This is a genomic window from Chelatococcus sp. XZ-Ab1 (assembly GCF_029309855.1).
GTDB lineage: Bacteria > Pseudomonadota > Alphaproteobacteria > Rhizobiales > Beijerinckiaceae > Chelatococcus_A > Chelatococcus_A sambhunathii.
This window is the reverse complement of sequence record NZ_JARKII010000012.1, coordinates 13,677-32,637: the sequence shown is the minus strand read 5'-3', so window position 1 is coordinate 32,637 and position 18,961 is coordinate 13,677. Positions and strand designations below refer to the sequence as shown.

Below are 18,961 nucleotides of genomic sequence, written 5' to 3'. Positions count from 1 at the left end.
TCAGCGGATCGGGGTGCCCCAGGCTCCACGGGGTTTCCCGTCATCCTGCCGGCGCGGCACACCCCACGCGCCCACGGCGGCCGCGCCGGTAATGCCCGCTGGCGCCGGCGCGCCGGCCGGTCGGCGGGGCGGCTCTGGACGACTGGCCGGCGGAGCACCGGCTGAGGGGGCCGAGGCCCGCGAGGGTGGAGACTGGACCGGCTCGCCAGTGGCCGTGTCGACGATCACGCGCCTGCCGAGACCTGGCGCGGAGGATGCGCCGCCTGTGCCGATGCCAGGCCCCTCTTGCAGACGCATTTCCTTCTGGATCTCGTCTTCCTTCTCCTTTTCGGAGAGTTCGTCGAAGGTCTTGCCTTCCGGCCCGAATTCACGGCCCTTGCGCAGCGCCTTGATCGCGCTCGCCCGGTTTTTCCCAGCGCCGCCGTAGCGCTGATCGATCTGCTTCTTCTTCTCGTAGGTGTTGAGCTCGGTTTGCTGCTTGCGCTCCTCGGCCGCGCGTGCCTGATCGAACTGGTACACAGCCTCCGGGGACGCGATGCGGGCGAGCACCTCGGCTTCTCGCCCGAGGGGGATGTCCTGCGCGATGTCCTGTCCGTCAGGGCCTTTGACCGTGATGCGGGTGCCGATCGTATTGCCCTGCTGATCCGTGATTGGCGACACCGATCCGATCTGAAATTGATCGCCATAGCCCTTGAGCTGGGCGAGCTTCCCCGCCGTCTCGAAGCCCCCAGCCACGTCGCCACGCTGGAATTGCGACAAGGCGTTCGCGAAGAGCTTGGCTCCCTGCTTCGTTTCCGCCTTTTCGGAGAATTCGAGGTACTTGCGCGCGCCCTCGATGTCGCCGCTCTCGGCGAGTTGGGCCGCGCGGCGTTTCATCATGTAGGCGTAGGCGTCGTCGTTCAGCACGTCGCCGAATTGGTCTTTCGCCTCCTTGGCCGCGGCCTGCATGTCTCGCTTCTGCTGGCCCTCGTCCCAGGCCTGCCGGAGCTGTCGACCGATCCCGATGCCGCGGCCGAAGCCGTCCATGAAGGCACCAAGTCCCGTTCCCATCGCCATTTATGCGGCCTCCTTCGTCTTGCGGGTGCGCGCGAGACCCGGCATCACGTCGGCAGACCGGCCACCGGTCTTATTGGCCGCGGGGGGCTTCTTGCTCGAGCGAATGCCGACGGCGGTGGCGATGCGATCGACCTTGCGGTCCAGGTCCTCGATCGCCTTGTGGTGCAGTCCGAGCATGTCCTGGACGGCAATGGTCTTGCCGTCGCCCTTGCCCGTCGCCGCCGCGACGTCCTGCGCATAGGGCCCGATGTGGCGGCCCTCGTCGGCGACCCCGGGCTTGTAGTCCCATGCTTCGGCGGGCGAGGCCCGCACGGCGTCGAGCGCTTCTCCCTCTGGGATCTCTTCCTTGTTCGTCTTGGCCTTCTCGTCGGACGCGAAGATGCCAGCGACGCCGCCGACCAGCGAGCCGATGCCGCTCCACAAGCCGCTCGACGCCTGCGCGTTGGCGGCTTGCTGCGCCTTCCAGGCATCGACCTGCGTGGCGTACTGGCGATTGAGGGTGTCGCCCATGCCGGCATAACCGGCCATGGCGCCCTTGTAGCCCTGGCCCATGATGCCGGTTGAGGCGAGATACTGCTGGTTGGCATTGCCATAGAGGCCGGCGGCGCTGCTCCCCGCGCTCAGTCCGAGCGATGCGGCCTGCGCCGATTGCGTCGGGAGCCCGCGACCGAGGTTGGCGACGTCGGCCTTAAGGGCCAGGCCTTTGTCGCGCACGGCCGTGCGGGCCGCGTTGGCTGCTCCCGCTGCGCCTAGCGCCGTGCCCAGTTCGCCTGCCCGCTCGATCCCGGCGTAGCGGCCGCTGGTCGGACTGATGCCGAGCGACATGGCCTCCCGCCGCGCCGCGTCACGCTCGGCGCCGGCCGCGGAGAGCACATCGGCACGGGCCTCGGCGGCAGCGGCCGCCTGGCGCTCGGGCGTCGCATAGTCCGACGCCTCCTTGATGAACTCGTCCTCGAGCGGCTTGAAAACCTGCTCGTAGCGCTCGCGGTCGGATTTCGCCCACGCGAATTGCTGCTCGCCCTGCGCGATCTGCTGATCCGCGATGCGCTTGGTGATCTCGTCGAGTTCCTTCTGCCGCTCCTGAGAAACGGCGAAGGCTTCCTTGGAGAAGTCGAGCCACTGCTGGCCGGTCTCGGCCTGCTTGAGCGCTGCGGCTCCGATGTTCGGATCAGGCGCCGGAGCGGAGGCGCCCCCCTTCTTGCCCATGACGTGCATCTCCCGTGAGGGTGAAGCGAGCACGTCATGCGCAGCGCTAGTGTCTATTTATCATCGGACCGTCCCGCGGGAAACAGGCGCCGGCCGTGCTCGGGGAGCCATCGGCACTCCTCCCGCAGCAGGCCGAACAGCAGCTCGTCCTCGCCGTGCTCGCCGGCCTTGCGCATGCGGCCCTCCTCAACGAACCCGAACTTGCGTGTGATCCGGAGAGATTCCGCGTTGTGCTCGGAGATGATGGCGGTGATGCGCGGCAGGCCGCACTGCAGGAAGGGATAGGCCATCGCTCGGATCGCGAGCTCACGGCTGAACCACCGGCCATTGCCGCTGCTTGCCACATGCAGGAGGCAGTCGGTCGCGGAGAACCGGTCAAAGACGACAACGGCTCGCAGATCGCCGCCGACGACGCGTGCAATGACCTTGGCATCGTCGCGGAAGGTGATGCCGATGCACTTTTCGGCCCAATCGAGTAGCGCGTGGTGCTCGGTGGTATCGGGCGCAGGGTAGAGGTACCCGTCCTTGCTCGCGCGCGCCGACGGGCATGTCGCCGCCTCGCTCACGGCTTCGAGCGGTCCTGCAAGGCCATCGATTGGGCAGCGAGGAAGGTCCAGATCTTGTGCACATCGTCCACGAGCGCGTCGAACTCAGCCTTGGTCGGGCTGGCGCCGCCGGCTTTGGCGGACTTGGGGTTGGCGGGGAACTGAAGGAGCGGCTGCACGTCCTCGATGCGCACGGCGCGCAGGCCGGCAGCTGTCTTGGACGAGGCGCCTGACAGCGCGTCGATGCGCTCTTTCATCAAGCTGAACTCGTATCCCATCATTCTCGCCACCTCGTCATCCGGGCGGAGCGCCCTTGAGCTCGTCGATCGTCGTTGCCAGCGTGATCTTCTCGATGCGCGCATTGCTGCTCACTGCCACTTCCCACGTGTTGGCGAGAAAGCCGGCCGGCAGCCGCATGGGCGTGTTGGTGACCGGCGTGCTCGCCACCTGCTTGCCGTCGGCATAGATGATGGTCGCTGTCGCGGATGGCAGCGGCGGCACGTGCTGCAGCGCGTCGCCTGTCAATGCGCGCCCGTTGAGCGGCCCCGCGTTCATATCGCCGAGGACGCGCCGGCTCGCGATGATGGCCGCGTTGCTCGCCCGAACCGCCTCCTGCCGGGCTCGACGGCGCGCCGCCTCGGCCGCGCTCACGGTCGCGTCTGCCTCGACGAGCAGAGCCCCGAAATTCTGTGGCATCGGCAGGATGAACGGCTTCGAGCGCCAGTAGAGCGTGTCGCGCGAGCCCTCGGGCGGATCAATGCGCATGATGCGCCGCGAGCCGGCGAGCTGCACATAGAGGCCGCCTGTGGTCACGTCGAAGAAGGCGGCACTGGCCACGGTCGCAAACCGCGTCATGTGCGTGGCGGCGATGTCGATCATCACGGCCCCGGCCATGACTTCGTCATCGGCGCTGGTGGACCGGTAGAATGCGACGTAGCGGCCGGCGAGCTGGGCCGCCACCATGTGCTCCGGATCGATCTCCAGCCACGATTCGCGTGTGAACAGCGTTCCCGATACGATCGCGGCCGACCCGTCGCCGCGCACGGCTACGAGGCCCTCGTGACTTGGGTAGGCGATGGCAAACCCCATGTCGACGATGGCACGGGCGTTGATGCACGGCAGGTTCGCCTCGAGCTTGAGCATCTGCATCGTCGAGGGATGCGTGCCCGTGGCGAGATAGGGCTGCGCCTCCGTGAGGATGACGAGCGTGGAGCCCAGGGCACCGAGGCCGACGATCTGGGAATCGACCGTCAGCACGTATTTCTCAGGCCATGCGTGCGGGCGATACGGCTCGCAGAAGTAGACCCGCTTGCCCACGAAGGCCGCCATCATGCCGTTCGGCATCGGAATGATGCCGGTGAGATCGTCGGGCGGGGCGTTCCAGTCGACCGAGGGAATCGGATCCTGAAATGCCGTCGGCGCAATTGTATCGGTGAAATCGGCGCTCGAGGCGTCGCGCTCGGCAATGAAATAGAGCCCGGTGCCGGAACTGCCCGTCTGGGATCGATAGAACCGCTGGCGTGTCACTCCGCGCCCTGCCGGCGGCGCTTCAATCCCCGAGAGGGTGACGTTATTGCCCGGCTGCCAGTCCACGGCATTGCTCGCTGGCGTCGGCTCCGTCTCCTCGCCGAATTGCGTGACCCACGTGTAGACGTAGACGCGGCTTGTCACGTCGCCGGATCCTGTCCCGATTAGGGTCGCCGTGGGCGCGGCCGCCGGACGCGGCACGGCAAGCGGATAAGCTGTCCCGTCCGCCGTGCGCATCTTGGGCACGCCGTCGCCCGTGTAATAGAGGCGGTCCTCGGCCACGGGTGCCGGTGCTACGTCGACGCGGCCGGGCCACGAGAGCCAGGCTCCCTTGTGCCGATAGATGGTGCCGCGATCGAGATCGCTGACCTCGCCGTCTTCCAGCGCCACGCGCATGGGCGTCAGGCCGCCGTCCTCGAGCCTCGTATTGATCGCGTCCTGCGCACCGGTTGCGGGCAGCAGGCGCGGCAGCAGGCGGGGCTGTTCACCTGTGAAGCCCGTGATGACGATGACGGCCATGCGCGATCTCCTACGGCTTGTCCCGTCAGCTCCAGGTGATCAGGACGCGGCCGTCGCCGCCGCGGCCGGACTGTTCCCAGCCATCCGTTACCGGCGCGCCACCGGCGCCAACGACCACGGTCAGGATCTCACCCGGGACAGGCGCGCCGGGCGTGCTCGGCGTTACCGACACATCCGAATAGCCCCCGCCTCCGCCGCCTCCACCCGCCGCTTGGCCGAAACCGACGACGCCGCCCGATCCTCCACCAGGATAGCCGCCCGGCTGGGACCAGACGCCTTGTCCGGAGGTCCCGGGCGTGCCGGCGCCTCCATGGGGGGCGTATCCGCCGTGCCCCCCCGTATATGCCCAACCGGCCGTGCCGGCGCCGCCGTTCTCTGTGGTGCCCACCCCACCGGCACCGCCAGCTCCATAGCCGCTGTCATAGCGGCGGCCACCTTGTCCCCCGCCTGCCGAAACGCTGCCGCAGGACGATGCGCCTCCATTGGCGCCATGGTAGCTGCTGCCGGACCAGGTCGCACTGCCCGAGCCGCCCGCACCCCAGACACGGCGGCGGAGCGAGTTATAGAGCGGAACCTGAAACTGATAGGTGCCCGGCGTGGTGTATTCGGCCTCGCCCGCCGTCACGCCGCCGAGCAGTCCATCCATGCCCGGCAGCATCACAGCGTCCTCCAGTTGTTGAGGATCACGGCGTAGTGGTTTCCGTCCCGGTCGATCTTGTAGTTGATCATGAAGGTTCCGGTGAGCGGCGGGACCACGCCGTTCATGAAGCGCCATGACGAGTGGAAGCCGAAATTGAACGAGCCTTTGACGATGCGGATCGTCCCTGTTCGCTGCTTGGCGTTGGCGATCAGGTTCAGGGTGGCATTGCCGGTGAGCGTGCCGGCCCAGTTGATGCCGGCGTTGTGGTCTAGGGTGATGGCGCCCACGGTCTGAGGAAGATCCACCTCATTGGCGGCCTCCTGCACCTCGGTTCCGAGGTATCGACCCTCGGCCTTCTTGAAGAAGTCGGCGACCGACGATCGAATGCCGCTGTGCATGACTGTTCGTTTTTCGGTGCCAATCACGTAACCGAGAAGCGTTTCCTCGAGCACCAATTCGCCGGCCAGCGCGGACCCGTCGGCAGCGTAGCGAGTCAGACGGATGGTGTTGTCGCTACGGCTCCAGCGCAGCCGTGCGCGCGTGCCGCCGGCTTCGTCATAGAGCCAGAGGTCGGGATCGTCGTTCGCGTCCTTGGCCTTGACGCCGCCCTTGTCCGTGACGACGAGCGAGCCGCCCATCGTGAATTCGCCCTCAGTCTGTACGACCTTGGCAGGATCGAGCACGCCCGAGTGCAGCACGTCACTCCAGGTCGGCGTCACGACGGCCCCGGCCGTCACGGGGCCTGTGAACTCGGCGTACTGAAGCTGCTTGCCGGCGTCACCTGAGGCGATGAGGCGGATCGCCCGATAACCCGATGTGGACGACTGCGCGACACGCAGTTGGCCGGAATCACGGTCGACATAGACGTTGCTGCCGAAGTAGGCGATGCCGCCCACTGCGCCGGAAACGTCCGCCCATTGCCCGGCCGCGAGCTGCCGGCCTGTCGGCGGGTTGGCGTGCACCATTCCCGCGAGGGTGCCGCCGGCGCTCTGCAGGAAGCTGTCCATCACCCCTTTCGTCAGCCGGAGATCTACGTTGGCACCGGGGGCGAACGACTGTGCCGGGGTTCCCTCTTGGGCGCGTGTGACCGTGATGATGGCGCCGCTGCGCGCCGTGGCGCGCATGATTTCCATATTCCCGGCCTCGTCGACGACGGTTAGCGGGAACCACTGATCCGCGCCCGGCACGGGGAACAGTTCGGCATCACCCGAAGCCACCGTGATCTGTGTCGACGACGGCGTGATGGAGGCCTGCAATGTGCTGGTGGCGTTGTTGGCGAAGAGGATCGTCATCGGTCAGAACCCCGCGAACGCGGCATCGATCTGCTCGGTGGTGGTGATGGTGCCCGCCGCGATGCCGGCGAGGATCTCGGCTTCGATGCCGAAGGAGGCTACGACGTGGTTTCGGGCCGCCTGCGCCATGTCGATCACGTCGGCGTTCGACAGCGGACGAAACTGCCCGTCCGCGAATTTCCACGGGGCTGGCTCCTCCCGCAGTCCGGCGAGCGCGGCAAAAGCCTCCGACGTGATCTTGCTCTGGCTGCCGCGGTCCGTGTGAATCGGCCAGCCAGACCAGGTCGTGCCGCCGATTTCGACCTGCCACCGGCGCCTGGCGGCATACTCGGCGAGCGTCGGCGGCTCCGGTTGCGGCGCGTCCTCGAGCTCAAAGCTCTCGCGCGGTATGCCGTCGTCGTCCACGAGGGACGGCTCGCCGACTGCCACTTTGCCTGGCGGGATGATCGCCGGCTGGATGACCGCCAGCCCCGCATCCGCCAACTCGGCGGAGGACCAGCAGTGCTCCACGGCCATGATGTTGTGCTGGACCTGGTCGAGCCAGCCGTCCCATCGCTTCCAGACGCCGTTCTTCAGAAGTGCAAGGGCCATCGGATCAACTCCAGTCGATCAGCACGCGGCCATGTCCGCCCCAGCCGGACTGCTCCCAGCCGTCTGACACCGGCGCACCGCCGGTCCCGACGACGACCGTCAAGGTCGTGCCCGGAGCGGGAGCACCGGCTGCTCCCGCGGCGATCGACACATCGGAGTAACCTCCGGCGCCGCCGCCTCCACCGGCCGCGGCGCCATAGCCGACGACGCCGCCGGATCCGCCGCCGGGGAAACCGCCGTTGGCTGACCATGCCCCCTGGCCCGATGTGCCCGGGGAACCGGCGCCGCCTTGGGGTGAGCTCCCGCCTGGACCACCCGTGTAGGCCGAGCCGCTGCCGCCGGCGCCGCCATTGGCCGTGGTGCCCGCCCCGCCGGCCCCACCGGCGCCGAAACCGCCCGCATAGCGACGTCCGCCTTGTCCCCCGCCGGCGGAGACAGTCCCGCACGAGGAGGGCCCGCCGTTGGCGCCGTCATAGCTCGTGCCCGCCCATGTGGCACTGCCCGAGCCGCCAGCACCCCAGACGCGGCGGCGCAGCGTGTTGTACGCCGGCACCGTGAAGGAGTAGGAGCCCGGCGAGTTGAAGGCGGCGGACCCGGGCGTCACGCCACCGCCGCCGAATAGCGCGTTGACGTTGCCGACGATCATGGCAGCCCCGCGAGGACGGACGCCATCACGTAGCCCTGTGCCAGCACTGCGTAAGCGATGACGTTGCTCCGGCTGGCCACCGTGCTCATCGGCGGCACCGTGTTGTTGGCGAACTTCCAGTCCGCGCCGAAGGCAACCGTGCGGCCGCCGGTGGCGTCCTGCCGCAGCACAATGACGCCGGACTGTCCGGGCTTGGCATTGACCGGATTGGCGAGTGTGATGTTGCCGCCGAGGAAGTTATAGAAGTTGATCCCCGCGGCGAAGTCCGGCGCATAGGTGCCAGCGGCCAGGGTCGAGCCGGCATCGCCGGACAAGCCGGCATAGCCCGCCGCCGCCCAGACGTTGTCAGCTGTCAGAAGGCGATTCTGAACGTTCCCGCGGTATTGCTCGGCCGTCGCCTTGTGGTTGAGGTTCCAGACCGTGAAGCCGTTGAACGTCAGCCCGCTCCCCGCGGTGATGACCAGCTCCCCCTCAACGCCGACGCCGTTCTCGGCGTATCGCCGCAAGTGAACCGTGTCCGTTGCACGGTTCCAGAAGAGCAGGCCCTGGGGGACATCCTGATCGTCTCGCAGCCAGAAATGAGCGTTCCCAGCGGCAGAGGCGGTGGCGTAGAAGGACGAGCCGCCCAACAGATAGCCATTGACCGTGAAGTTGTTGGTGACGCGCAGGTTCCCGTCGACGTTCCCGCCCGCAGTCTGCAGCAGCGCCAGCAGCATGGCCGCGGTAACCCGCAGGTCGACCCGCGCGCCCGCAGGGAACGCACGGGCGGTCGTGCCTTCCTGTCCGCGCGTAACCGTGATCACCGCTCCGCTGCGCGCCGTGGCTCGTACCAGTTCGACATTCCCGGCGGCGTCAACGAGGGCCAGCGGGAACCACTGGTTCGCGCCGGGAGCGGGGAAGCGGCTCGCATCCGCCGAGGCGACGGTGATGCTCGTCGCCGCGGCGGTGATGGCCGACTGCAGTGTCGTGGTGGCGAAATTCGCGAACAGGACGGTCACGGCGCCGTGCTCCTGATCCGCAGGCGAAACGAGACGTCCTTGACGCGGCCCTGCTCGGTCGTGGCGCGAACGGTCACGATCTGATCCGTCCCGCTGGTCCCCCCGCTCACCCACACCCGAACAGTCGTGTCGGTGGGCTCCGTCGCCGTGATGAACGCGGATCCGTCCGAGATTAGCGACACGGCGCTGACGATCACGTCGCCCTCGGGCAGCCAGCGCGCCAGATCGACGTCGTAGTCGAGCACATCGTCGGGATCCTTGAAGAAGGTCGCGATCGGCATCATGGCGCGACCTCCCTGGCGTCCCCGAGCACTGGCATGGCGGGGTCAGGCGGCACGACCATCGCCCGCTTCGTCGGCTCCACGCGGACCTGCCGCGGCTCGATCGGAACCGCGCAGCGACGGACGGCCGGCAGGAGGATACGCTCGCGCCACCACAGCGCCGCTGAGGCCAACAGGGCAGTGCGCCCAGTGCCGGATGCGACCGCGCGCCTCGTCGCCACGGCCTGCGGTGTCACACCCACGATCGCCGCGCCTGATGTTGGCGAGCGGCGTCGACCGATGGCGGCCGCGGTCAGCGCCATCGCGCTCGCGCCACCAACCGCGGTCCGGCGAACGGCGGAGGCTGTGGCCGAGAAGGAGGCGGCGACGGCTGCGGCAGCGAGCGACACAATGGTCGACAGCCTTGCCGACGGCGCGAGCACCATCCCGCCGCTGGCCGAGGCGCCGATGATGAAGCTCCCGCCGGCAAGTTCCGGTCCGGTGCCCATGGTGCTGCCGGCGATCGAGCCACGGCTCTCCAGCATCGATCAGTCCACCGACACGTCGAGTTCGGTCGCGCGGATCACGACCTCATCGCTCGGATTGATCGTCTTGGACTCGCTGAGGGCACCGGTCAGCAGGCACGTCCCGCCCGTGGCGGCAGTCCAGATCCCGAAATGCGTGACGGTGACGGGGTTCGCGCCGTTGTTGGCCGGAAACAGGATCAGTTGGCTGTTTTCGGTGGCCTTGTTCGCCGCGGCGGTGAAGCCGCTGCCCACGGCGCCGCCGCCTGCCGGATCCTGCCGCGCATAGGCCGGCCAAACCGTCGTCTGCACCTCGTTGGCGGTGCCGTTGGCGCCGGGATTGCCGGTGTGGAGCGAGACATAGACGCGCGACGGCGGCGTGATCGCGACGCCGCGCAGGTAGCAGTTGAGGATGGCGTTGCCGGTGGAGGTTGTCGCGGGCATGACGGATCGCTCTGAGGATCGAGCACGTCATGCGCTTCGGGCTGCTCGGAATGTACCGCACGCTCCGGTGCCCCGCAACGTCAGCGCTGGCCTGTAGTGTCCCAGCTCAATTTGCGGCGGCGTGCCTTGCGACCCGTGTGCGGATCGCAGTACCCATCACGTCGGCTGGGCCTGCGCCAGTCGCCATTCCGCCGCCTCTCGAACCTTCGAAGAGAACTCGGCGGGAAACTTCCGCGCGATCGTCGCTTCCATGGTGTAGTCGACCAGCCCAAGGTCGCAGAGTCGCTGAAAGCCGCTCTGAATGGTGCCGCTTTGCACGAGACGAGCCGCCGCCTCTATGGTTCCGTAGCGCTCCCGCATCGCAATGAAGGCGGTCGGATTGTAGCCGCGCTCACGCGAGCGCCTGACTGACTCGTCAACGTACTTTTCCAGCTCGGCGCTCGCCCTTTTCACACTGTCGCCTCCCGTGTGTTCCGGTCAGCATATGGGAGTGCGAGCTGGCAGGCGATAGCGTTGCACGTCGACGCGCAGCGTCAGACACTACCGCTCGCCGTTAGAAGAAACGGGCGCGGGTCCGCCGAGGTGCGTTCATCTGCGGTCGGGCGGCGCTCGCCGCGATGCGCGACACTTCAGCGTCGAATTGCGTGAGAAGCGCGCCCGCGAGATCGGGGTTGTAGACCTCCGGGTTCGGGACCGAGAGGACCAATCCGGCGGCGCCAGTGCCGATTACCTCGCCATAGTCCTCGACGAGGAAGTCCGGGAGCATGAGCGCGTTCCGCGACGGAACGAGGACCGTGCGCAGCTTGAGAGCGCCCGTCGCCTTCGGCACCACAGTGATCACGTTGGGCTGAAGCTGCGTGATGAACCTGGGCCGCTCCGAATCGGCGGTATAGTCGCGCCAGCGGGGATCGTTCATGTCGAGCCAGCCGACGTCGCGGAACGTGAGCGGGTAGCCGAGCATTTCGGCCCACTCGATGCGGTGGATACGGGCGTTCTGCGAGGCGTAGAGGGCTTCGCACTCGGGTGACACAACGACGAGCTCGTCCTCCTCCCGCCACAGCTTCGCCCGCCGGCACAACGTCTTGGCCGCTTCACGGATTTTCGCCAGCGCCTCGAGGTGGGGAGCCGACGGCGCCCGCGTGAGCACCTCGGGAAGCAACTCCTCGATGTCGACCATGTTTGTCATGGCTTACCCGTTCCGCCTGGTGCTCGGTGATGCGCGGCCTTCGGCGTCCGCGCCGATCCCAAGGGCGGTCGAAAACGCCTGGAAATGGGTGGCCGCTCGGCCGGGATTGGCGCCGGTGTCGTCCTTGCTCTGGGCCCGATACAGCACATAGTCGAGGATCGGCGTGGCGTAGACGTCCTTGAGGCCGACCGCTGCGTTCCACGATGAGAGCAGGTTGGTGTCGCCCGCCGCCATGAGTGGTGCCGGCAGCACTGACACGATCGCCTCAACGAGGCCGCCCCCGTCATTGCCGGGGTAGACCCAGAAGCGCAGCGGATCCTCGACGTCCACGAAGAACTGCTTCACCTCGCGCCGCCGCTGGACGACACGCTCGTCGTGCCAGTTCGGCTCGCGTGCATCGAGGGCCGCCCGACTGGTTGGGCCGATCGCGCGGCCGGCGAGCCGGGGAGATTCCGCGGAGCGCAAGTTGCGCGTGATCGATATGAGCTGCTGCGGGGCCGGCGTGCCGTCCGTTGGCACGTTCTGCAGGGTTCCAGCCTGAAGGTGGATGACGATGTCCCTCGTCGAGGCCGACGGCTTGGCGATCACAATGGCCCGCACGGCGTCGTTGATCCACTCGGCCAGCTCGAGGAGCGTCCAGCGCACGTGGTCCTCGTCCAGCAGGAGGATGCCGGCGCGCCGCATGATGTCGGAGCCGATGATCGCCATTCCGCGCTCCCGCCGCCGGCTTTACTTGAGTTCGCCTGCGTCGCCCGTGGCCGCGCCCGTCGGCTGCGGTGTCGGCCCGGCAGCATCGGCGCCGCCGCCCGGAGCAGCTCCATCGGCCCCGCTCGCCGCAGCCTTGGGCTTCCGCCCGCGACGCGACACGGGCTTGGGCGTATCGGTCTGGCTTGCCGTCCCCGTGGCAGCCGGTCCATCTGGTATGCCGGTCTGCGCCTCGGCGCCTGGGGCATCACGAGCATTCGGTTCCGACCCGCCGATGGTCACTGTGACGACGGAGACATTATCGCCGCTGCCGCCACCGCCTCTGCCCGCCATTGCTTCACCAGCGGGCGGCTGGGGTGCGCCGGTCTGGTGTGTCGCTGGGGCCGCCGGTTTTGGGGAGCTGGGCGCGGGCTCCGACTTCGCCCCGCGCGGCGGGGCAATTCGGTAGTGGACGACCGACAGCAGGCAGTGCAGATGCGCCGGGTTCTCGACGAGCGCCACGTAGCGGCCCTCGTCATCCCGGGAGAAGATGTACATGTGCCCGGCGATGGTCGTTTCGGCATAGCCGGCGGTGCATTCGATCAGCGGCATGGAGAGCTCCTGTCATAAAGCTGCGCCCGCGATCGGGGGAACGCCGATCGCGGGCGCGCACCGTGGCCGGGGCGACCGGCTCAGCCGACCACGGTGAGCGTGATTCCGATCACCCCCTCACCCGGCGTGGCGGGCGGATTCACGATCTTGATGCCGATTGAGCGCGCCGTCGGGGCGAAGCCCGTGCGATACGCCGTCGCGCTCGTGGGTCTGGCGACACCTCCCGTGCCGGCGATGGCGGATGCGGCGAAGAACTCGTTGCCACAGGTCCGCGTATCGTCCTGCTCCTGCCATTGGCCGGACATGAGCCCGATATCGATGGCGAGGGTGGGAGTGCCGTCGGTGTCGAGCTGGTCGGCATCAACGACCATGTCGACCGCCCGGGCGTCCGGCGGGATGACGGCTGCCTCGATGATGTCGCCGGCCTGCACGGTCGCGGGTACCCGGACGGCAAAGCGATGGACGATCGCGACGCCGCCGGTGTGCTGCATCGGCGAGTTGAGGATGCCCTTGGCGTAGTCGGACTGGATTAGGGCCACGGTGGCCTCCGTGATGACTGTGCTGCCTGGTGGGAGGGCGGCCGCCAGCGACGGCCGCCCGGCTGTCGTCACGCCGATCAGGCGGCGTTCGGATCCTTGCAGTAGGTGTCGATGCTGAAGAGGCCGAAGTCCTGCCCCTGGAAGCGCGTCTTCTTCACACCGCAGATGGTGCCCGATCCGATGCTGAGGATCCGCTTGTAGTCGGTCAGCTGCTCCTTCCAGTCGAAGCGCATGCCGGACGTGGAGCCATAGGCGACGACGCCAGCTTGCCGGCCGAGGAACAGGGCACGGCCCGCGGGCAAGTTGCTGCTCGCTCCATAGTCGCCGAAGCGGATCGCCGACTTGTGGCTGTGCAGCACGACATTGTTGATCATGCCGAGGGAGCCCTTGAAGATCGGGTTGTTGCGACCTTCGGAGGCCGCCGCGGCCTTCTGGATGTCGAGCCAGCCGCCGGAACCCGTGTCCGTTCGCAGATCGTGCTCCTGAAACGGGTTCATGAGGCAGACGTAATGCGCCTCGCCGTTGATCTCGAGCGGCACGATCTCGGAGACCGTCGGGTTGACCTCCCGCATCATCTCCGCCTTGGTCTTGGCCCGCTCGATGAGGTTGCGGGACATCGTGTCGTTGGCGGTGATGGCGGCCTTGGACGCGGCCGTGCCAGCGAACATGAGGTGCCCGTCGTCCGGTGCGGTGATCGGATTGCCGGCGATGCCGGCCCAGGTCACGGGGGTGTTGAAGCCCTCGTTGATGCCGCGCGAGCCCGAGAGGTAGATGAAATACATCTCGTCGACGAAGCGGGCCCAGTAGTCCGACATGCGATTGCGCGCGATCGGCCGCAGCTTGTGCACGGTGCGCTTGCGCGTCATCACGCCACCGGCGTTGACCGGATAGAACATCTGGTCAATCGAGATGGTGTCGGTCGCGAACTTGAGGTTGCGCTCCTTGCCCTCGGCGCGGGCGTCGCCGTAGACGGGCTCGCCGGTCAGGAGGAGGGCAAGGTCGAACGAGATGGTATCGCCCGCCTCGTTCTCGAGCTCGGTGAGGCGCTGGATGCAGTGGTTGTCGGACTCGCCGACGAACTTGCGATCCCAGTAGCTCTTTTTGGAGCTCTCGACGAAGAGGGAGGCGGACCAGCGCTTTACGGCTTTGGGATCGCCAACGGCGATCGTGGTAGCACCCGGCATGATGTGCCCCTGTCACGAGTGGTGAGAGACGAGCACGTCATGCGCTTCTGGTAGCCCTGCTTATACGGCAGGACGGCGGGTTTCTCAACTGTCGCCGGCGGGCGGCAGGGCCTCTGCGCCCGTCGGCAACGTCTGCGCCGCTGGGCTTGGCTCAAGGGCATCGGCGCGTCCGCGGAGCGGGGCGACGCCTTTGATCTTGTCGCCGTCCAGCACCAGCATGACGCGCCGGCTGTCCTTCGACTTCTTGACCTTGAGCCATCCGAGGTCGCCGATGGCGACGACCTCGTCGAACTTCACCGTGAGCACCAGCGGCATCGGCCTCTCCGGTCACTGCATCAGGTAGCGTTCGCGCTGTGCCTCGGGCATGCGCGCCAACGCTTCCTCGAGGGCCGTGCCGTCGAGGCGGTCCAGATGGGCGAATTCTCCCTCGCCGGCATCCTCGACATCGGCCGCGGGCAGATGCGCCAGCGTCGGGGGCAACTCGCGCTTCTGGCGTTCTCCCTTCGCCTGTTTGGCCGGCGGCTGCGCCTGGGCAGACCCGATCACCTTGGCAAGGTTCTCGTGAGCCTGCTTGAGGATCCGCGGATCGAACTGGTTATCCGCACTGGCCTGCAGATGCCGCACCTCGGCGTCGAGCAGGCGGAAGAGCTGGCTACCGGGCTCGTACTGCTTGTGCTCGGAGAGGAACGCCTCGACACCCGTCTCCCAGGCCACCCGCGTTGCTTCGGCGCTCAGGGAGGCCTTAAGCACGGCCTCTCGCAGCTCCCGCTCCTCGGACTGGATGGTGCGGCTCTGCTCGCGATACTCTCGCGCGGTCAGTTCGCCAGCGTCGAACTTGTCGGCGAGCTCGTCGAGGCGCGTCTCGAATTCCTTGAGCTTCGACTCGGCATCGGCCGGCGCCTCGAACTGCGGAAACTGCGACGGCGCGGGCTGCTTGGCCTCCGGCACAGCATCGCCGCCTGCAGCGGCCTTATCGACCCCGGAGGCGTCGGCCTCGGCGCTGCTATTTGCCTGGTCGTCGGCGTCTTCACCAGGTGCGTCCTCTTCGGCCTCGCCGGCCTCGGCTCCGGCCTCGCCACCATCATCCTCCTCGTCGCCTTCGCCCTCGTCGCCTTCGTCGTCGGCGTCCTCCTCATCGAGGAGCGCGGCACGCTCCTCGTCGGTAAGCATGGCGAGGTCTTCTTCGGTGGGTTTGTCCGTCACGGCAGTCCTCCTGCTTGCTGCGGTTCAACGCCGCCCGGTGCTGGTGGGGGCGGCTGCTCGGTTTGCTGCGCGGCCGCGGCCTCTGCTGCGGCCGCCATGGCGTCCTTGTCGGACTGCGCCTTGAAGCCGGACTCGGCGAGGATGTGATCGGCGACGTCGGCAGAGGCCGGCACTGCGATCGCTTCCCGGGCGGCGGCCAAGGCTTTCTGCTGGGAGCCGACATTGGCGCCGACCAGGTCGGCCCGGAGCTTCTCGGCCTGCGCCAGCGTGCGCTCTGCCTCGGCCTTGACCTTCTGGAGGCTGGCAATGGCAGTCTCCATCTGGAGCTGCTGGGCCATGGCCTCGGCCTGTTGCTTCTGCTGCATTTCCGGCGACGGCTCGTCGGCGTCCGGATCCGACTGCCCAGTGATGGCGCGGATGCGCTTCACGAGCTCCTCGCGGCTGGGCACGTCCATGTTCTCGACGACGAGGTCGAGCATGGCCATGACGAGCGCCGGTGCCGTCGGCGCCAGCTTCGACATGAGGTCGAGGAGCTCGTCGACGGCAGCCTGACGGATCGTGGCCCGCCAGTCGGACTCGGAGATGACGAAATCGGCCTTGGTGCGAACGATGTCGTTCTCGGGCAGTCCGTCGTTGACCGTGATGTATTCCGGCGTACCCCGCATGTTTGTGATGCGGAACGCCTTTTCCTCGGTCATGAACTGCTCGACGTTGACGAGGATCTTCTCGCCGCGCACCTGCTGCGCAAAGCGCAGGTTGTCGAACAGGCCGGCGGTCGCCATGGCGCCTTGGTCCTGCCGGCTGATGATCGCCTTGCCGGAGGAGGCATTGGTGCGGCGGCCGAGGAGCTCGTCCGTCACGCCGGACGCCTGCTGGATCATGGCGATCGAGCGCGACATGAGCTCGAGGTGGTACTGCGGCAGCTCGCGTTCGACGTCGATCCGGACCGCACCCAGCTTGCCGGCCTTGACCACCATGACGCCATCGGGCCGCTGTGCCTCCTCGACGAGCTCGTCGAGATCGTCGGCGGCGCCTTCCTCGACCAGCATCTTGTTGGTGCTCAGGATGTAGAGCGCCTTGCTGGCGCGCTTGTTGATGTCCTCCTGGATGTCGCGAAGGCGCCGGATCATCCCGTAGGGCAGGTTGTCGCGCCCGCGGCGGTAGGCCCAGATCGGCGTCAGCGGGAAGCGATTGTGCCGGTACGGGCTCGGCCCGAGATAGAGAAGGCCAGATGTCGTCATGATAGCGACGTGGACGCGCATCGTGACCTTCTCGGCGATCTCCGCGACGCCCGATTCAGTCTCCTCGATGTGGCCCGGAGACTGCGGGTCAAAAACCTCGCCCGCGAACGAGCCACCGGCGATCTTCTGCGTCTTCACCGGCATTCGAAACCAGATCTCGATGAGGCGCACACGCTCGCGATAGGCTGCATCGAGGTCTTCCGGCCCGAAGCGGCCGACGTTGTCCAGCGAGAACTCGGGATCGTCCATGGCTTCGTCGCCATAGAGCGAGAGGCCGCGGAACTCGTCGGCGCGCTCGGCGGCCTTGCGGATCACCGCGCGCCGCTTCGGGAACATCGCCGACGCAACATCGAGGTCCGCCCATTTCGTGCGGATCACATACCGTCCATCGTACAGGTCGGGCTCGGTGGCGGCAGAATCGTGCAGCACGTTGCGCCACGACTCGTAGCGCGAGTAGAGCGGCTCCTCCTCGTCATCGCCCTGTACGCCGTCTTCCATCCAGCCGACGCCAACCTTGATCGCATCCTCGAAGGCGCGGGAGACATGGAACGGAGTTCGATTGCAGTCCGAGAGGTACTTGAGGATCTGCGTCTTGCGCTCGGCGGGCTTGGCGTCGTCCTTGCGTCGGGGAAGCACCTTGAAGTCCGTCCTCGCGCGCTTCTCGGTGCCTATGACCCAGTCCACGGTCGTGGCGATGACGTTGTAGACGAGGGGCTTCTGGCCGCGCCCCTCGAGCTCGGCCGCATCCGCTTCAGACCACTGCAGGCCGTCGTAGAAGTCCTGATCGAGCGCCATCTGCGCCCGGTTCAGTCCCTGCCGGTCGAGCTCGCGCAGGTAATAGCCCATGAGCCGTCGGTGCAGGGCCTGCATTGCGCCCGTATCCAGCGCGTTGCCGGTCTTCGGCCGCATCTCGGCCAATGCCCGGCCGTTCTGGTCGAGCGAGGCGCTCTTGCGCTTGGTCGTGCCCTCGGTGGACAGGTCGAACACCGGCGCCTCCCTATCGGCCGACCCGCGCGGCCGGCACGACCGGCGTCGCTGGGCGTCGATCGAGCATGCCGTTCGGCCTGGCCGCCGGCGCGGTCCCAGCAACTTCCGGCCGCCGGAAGACGGGTGGCACGGTGACGAGAAGACAGTGGCGCGGGCCGCCGTGCAGGGAAGGCGCGACCAGGTGGGGGGCCGGCTCCTTGAGCCCCTTCACGTGCTTCAGCCCCTTCTGCATGGGGACGCGCAGGATGTAGCGCTCGCCGCGCTGGGTCTTGAAAGCCTCGAAGGGGCCCGTCTCGGCCCCGACGATGCGCATCTGGAAAGTCTTCGGGTTCCACGCCACCCGGAAGCGCGGCCAGCCTTCCAACTGGGCCAGGAGCTCCTGCGTGAAGGAGAGCGTGATCCGCTCCGCCCCGCCGCGCAGCTCGGTGGTGGAGATCGTCAGCGCGCACTGCTTGGGCGCCACCTTGCCCTCTGGCAGGATCTCGACGAAATCGTCGTAGCCGTTGTCGTCTTCGCCGATCATGCCACGCCTCCCACGGGTCTGCCGGTGTTGGGGATCACCTGCACGCAGCGGTCGTCCCAAAGCTCGACCATGCCGAGGTCCTTGACGCAGGTGATGTCGAGGCGGGGGAGGCCGTGCTGCACGAGCCAATCGTGGATGACGCGCACCACCTCGGAGCGCTCCGGCTCGGCGCAGGCGACTCGGGCGGTGAAGATCCGCACGGTCTTGCCGCCGGCGATCCATGCGCGCACACGCTCGAGCATCGCGGGCACGGGCGCGCCAATGTGCTCGATGCCCTTCCATCCGTCGTAGTGGGCAAGGGTCCCGTCGAGGTCGACACCGATCCAGCCGGCCATAGTCAGTTTCCCCTGATCCCGCCCGCCCGAGCGGCAGCGAGGTTGCGCAATCGGCGGCGTTGGCGCTTGGTCTCGGCCGCCGTCAGGGCTTCGGTCACGCGCGGGCAGGGATCCCGATGCCGTGGGAGCGGCCAGGACGGCGCTGGGGCTTCCGACTCTCGCAGCTCGGCCCGGCTCATGACGCGGGGCGCCGGCAGGCCGGCGGCGGCGAGCGGAGCC

General features: G+C 67.7%; 24 protein-coding genes. All 24 read right to left on the bottom strand.

Annotated elements, in window-relative coordinates; translation table 11 throughout:
• The 24 genes from P2T65_RS16935 to P2T65_RS16820 all read right to left on the bottom strand — a co-directional run bounded on the left by P2T65_RS16935 (position 1) and on the right by P2T65_RS16820 (position 18,742).
• A complete protein-coding gene (locus P2T65_RS16935; protein WP_276200286.1) occupies positions 1-1,056 on the bottom strand; it encodes a hypothetical protein in 1,056 nt (351 codons plus the stop codon).
• Complete coding sequence (locus P2T65_RS16930; protein WP_276200285.1) at positions 1,057-2,262, bottom strand: tail fiber domain-containing protein; 1,206 nt, start codon at positions 2,260-2,262, stop codon at positions 1,057-1,059. It lies immediately after the preceding gene.
• A 53-nt stretch (positions 2,263-2,315) separates the two neighbouring features.
• The gene (locus P2T65_RS16925; RefSeq protein ID WP_276200284.1) at positions 2,316-2,828 is read right to left on the bottom strand and encodes a GNAT family protein; all 513 of its coding nucleotides are present in this window, start codon (positions 2,826-2,828) and stop codon (positions 2,316-2,318) included.
• A complete protein-coding gene (locus P2T65_RS16920) occupies positions 2,825-3,064 on the bottom strand; it encodes a hypothetical protein (RefSeq protein ID WP_276200283.1) in 240 nt (79 codons plus the stop codon). Before P2T65_RS16920 ends, P2T65_RS16925 begins: the two co-directional genes overlap by 4 nt.
• A 37-nt stretch (positions 3,065-3,101) precedes the next feature.
• Positions 3,102-4,853, bottom strand: a complete 1,752-nt coding sequence (locus P2T65_RS16915) for a hypothetical protein (RefSeq protein ID WP_276200282.1) — start codon at positions 4,851-4,853, stop codon at positions 3,102-3,104.
• Between the two features lie 25 nt (positions 4,854-4,878).
• Positions 4,879-5,499 (bottom strand): hypothetical protein, encoded by a 621-nt coding sequence (locus tag P2T65_RS16910; protein WP_276200281.1) that lies wholly within the window; start codon positions 5,497-5,499, stop codon positions 4,879-4,881.
• Between the two features lie 11 nt (positions 5,500-5,510).
• Positions 5,511-6,785, bottom strand: a complete 1,275-nt coding sequence (locus P2T65_RS16905; protein WP_276200280.1) for a hypothetical protein — start codon at positions 6,783-6,785, stop codon at positions 5,511-5,513.
• Between the two features lie 3 nt (positions 6,786-6,788).
• Positions 6,789-7,376 carry a DUF4376 domain-containing protein gene (locus P2T65_RS16900; RefSeq protein ID WP_276200279.1) on the bottom strand — a complete coding sequence of 196 codons (588 nt, stop codon included), beginning with the start codon at positions 7,374-7,376 and terminating at the stop codon, positions 6,789-6,791.
• A 4-nt stretch (positions 7,377-7,380) separates the two neighbouring features.
• Positions 7,381-7,980, bottom strand: coding sequence for a hypothetical protein (locus tag P2T65_RS16895; protein ID WP_276200278.1), 600 nt, complete (start codon positions 7,978-7,980; stop codon positions 7,381-7,383).
• A 38-nt stretch (positions 7,981-8,018) separates the two neighbouring features.
• On the bottom strand, positions 8,019-9,020 hold the full coding sequence (locus P2T65_RS16890) for a hypothetical protein (protein WP_276200277.1): 1,002 nt from the start codon (positions 9,018-9,020) through the stop codon (positions 8,019-8,021).
• On the bottom strand, positions 9,017-9,304 hold the full coding sequence (locus P2T65_RS16885) for a hypothetical protein (RefSeq protein WP_276200276.1): 288 nt from the start codon (positions 9,302-9,304) through the stop codon (positions 9,017-9,019). Before P2T65_RS16885 ends, P2T65_RS16890 begins: the two co-directional genes overlap by 4 nt.
• The gene (locus P2T65_RS16880; RefSeq protein WP_276200275.1) at positions 9,301-9,825 is read right to left on the bottom strand and encodes a hypothetical protein; all 525 of its coding nucleotides are present in this window, start codon (positions 9,823-9,825) and stop codon (positions 9,301-9,303) included. Before P2T65_RS16880 ends, P2T65_RS16885 begins: the two co-directional genes overlap by 4 nt.
• A 3-nt stretch (positions 9,826-9,828) precedes the next feature.
• Entirely contained in the window at positions 9,829-10,248 is a 420-nt protein-coding gene (locus P2T65_RS16875; RefSeq protein ID WP_276200274.1) for a hypothetical protein, read from the bottom strand.
• Positions 10,249-10,404: 156 nt separating this feature from the next.
• Complete coding sequence (locus P2T65_RS16870) at positions 10,405-10,701, bottom strand: hypothetical protein (RefSeq protein ID WP_276200273.1); 297 nt, start codon at positions 10,699-10,701, stop codon at positions 10,405-10,407.
• Positions 10,702-10,801: 100 nt separating this feature from the next.
• Positions 10,802-11,425, bottom strand: coding sequence for a hypothetical protein (locus tag P2T65_RS16865; RefSeq protein ID WP_276200272.1), 624 nt, complete (start codon positions 11,423-11,425; stop codon positions 10,802-10,804).
• A gap of 12 nt (positions 11,426-11,437) precedes the next feature.
• Complete coding sequence (locus tag P2T65_RS16860; protein ID WP_276200271.1) at positions 11,438-12,142, bottom strand: DUF6682 family protein; 705 nt, start codon at positions 12,140-12,142, stop codon at positions 11,438-11,440.
• Positions 12,143-12,163: 21 nt separating this feature from the next.
• Positions 12,164-12,730, bottom strand: coding sequence for a hypothetical protein (locus P2T65_RS16855; RefSeq protein ID WP_276200270.1), 567 nt, complete (start codon positions 12,728-12,730; stop codon positions 12,164-12,166).
• Positions 12,731-12,810: 80 nt separating this feature from the next.
• On the bottom strand, positions 12,811-13,269 hold the full coding sequence (locus tag P2T65_RS16850) for a hypothetical protein (protein WP_276200269.1): 459 nt from the start codon (positions 13,267-13,269) through the stop codon (positions 12,811-12,813).
• Positions 13,270-13,346: 77 nt separating this feature from the next.
• Complete coding sequence (locus P2T65_RS16845) at positions 13,347-14,453, bottom strand: N4-gp56 family major capsid protein (protein ID WP_276200268.1); 1,107 nt, start codon at positions 14,451-14,453, stop codon at positions 13,347-13,349.
• A gap of 84 nt (positions 14,454-14,537) precedes the next feature.
• Positions 14,538-14,768 carry a hypothetical protein gene (locus P2T65_RS16840; protein WP_276200267.1) on the bottom strand — a complete coding sequence of 77 codons (231 nt, stop codon included), beginning with the start codon at positions 14,766-14,768 and terminating at the stop codon, positions 14,538-14,540.
• A 12-nt stretch (positions 14,769-14,780) separates the two neighbouring features.
• Positions 14,781-15,656: a hypothetical protein gene (locus tag P2T65_RS16835; protein WP_276200266.1), complete on the bottom strand. Its 876-nt coding sequence runs from the start codon at positions 15,654-15,656 to the stop codon at positions 14,781-14,783.
• The gene (locus P2T65_RS16830; RefSeq protein WP_276200265.1) at positions 15,653-17,884 is read right to left on the bottom strand and encodes a hypothetical protein; all 2,232 of its coding nucleotides are present in this window, start codon (positions 17,882-17,884) and stop codon (positions 15,653-15,655) included. The genes P2T65_RS16835 and P2T65_RS16830 overlap by 4 nt, the downstream gene beginning before the upstream one ends.
• Before the next feature lie 10 nt (positions 17,885-17,894).
• Positions 17,895-18,407, bottom strand: coding sequence for a hypothetical protein (locus tag P2T65_RS16825; protein ID WP_276200264.1), 513 nt, complete (start codon positions 18,405-18,407; stop codon positions 17,895-17,897).
• On the bottom strand, positions 18,404-18,742 hold the full coding sequence (locus P2T65_RS16820) for a hypothetical protein (protein WP_276200263.1): 339 nt from the start codon (positions 18,740-18,742) through the stop codon (positions 18,404-18,406). The genes P2T65_RS16825 and P2T65_RS16820 overlap by 4 nt, the downstream gene beginning before the upstream one ends.
• Positions 18,743-18,961: the final 219 nt, after the last annotated feature.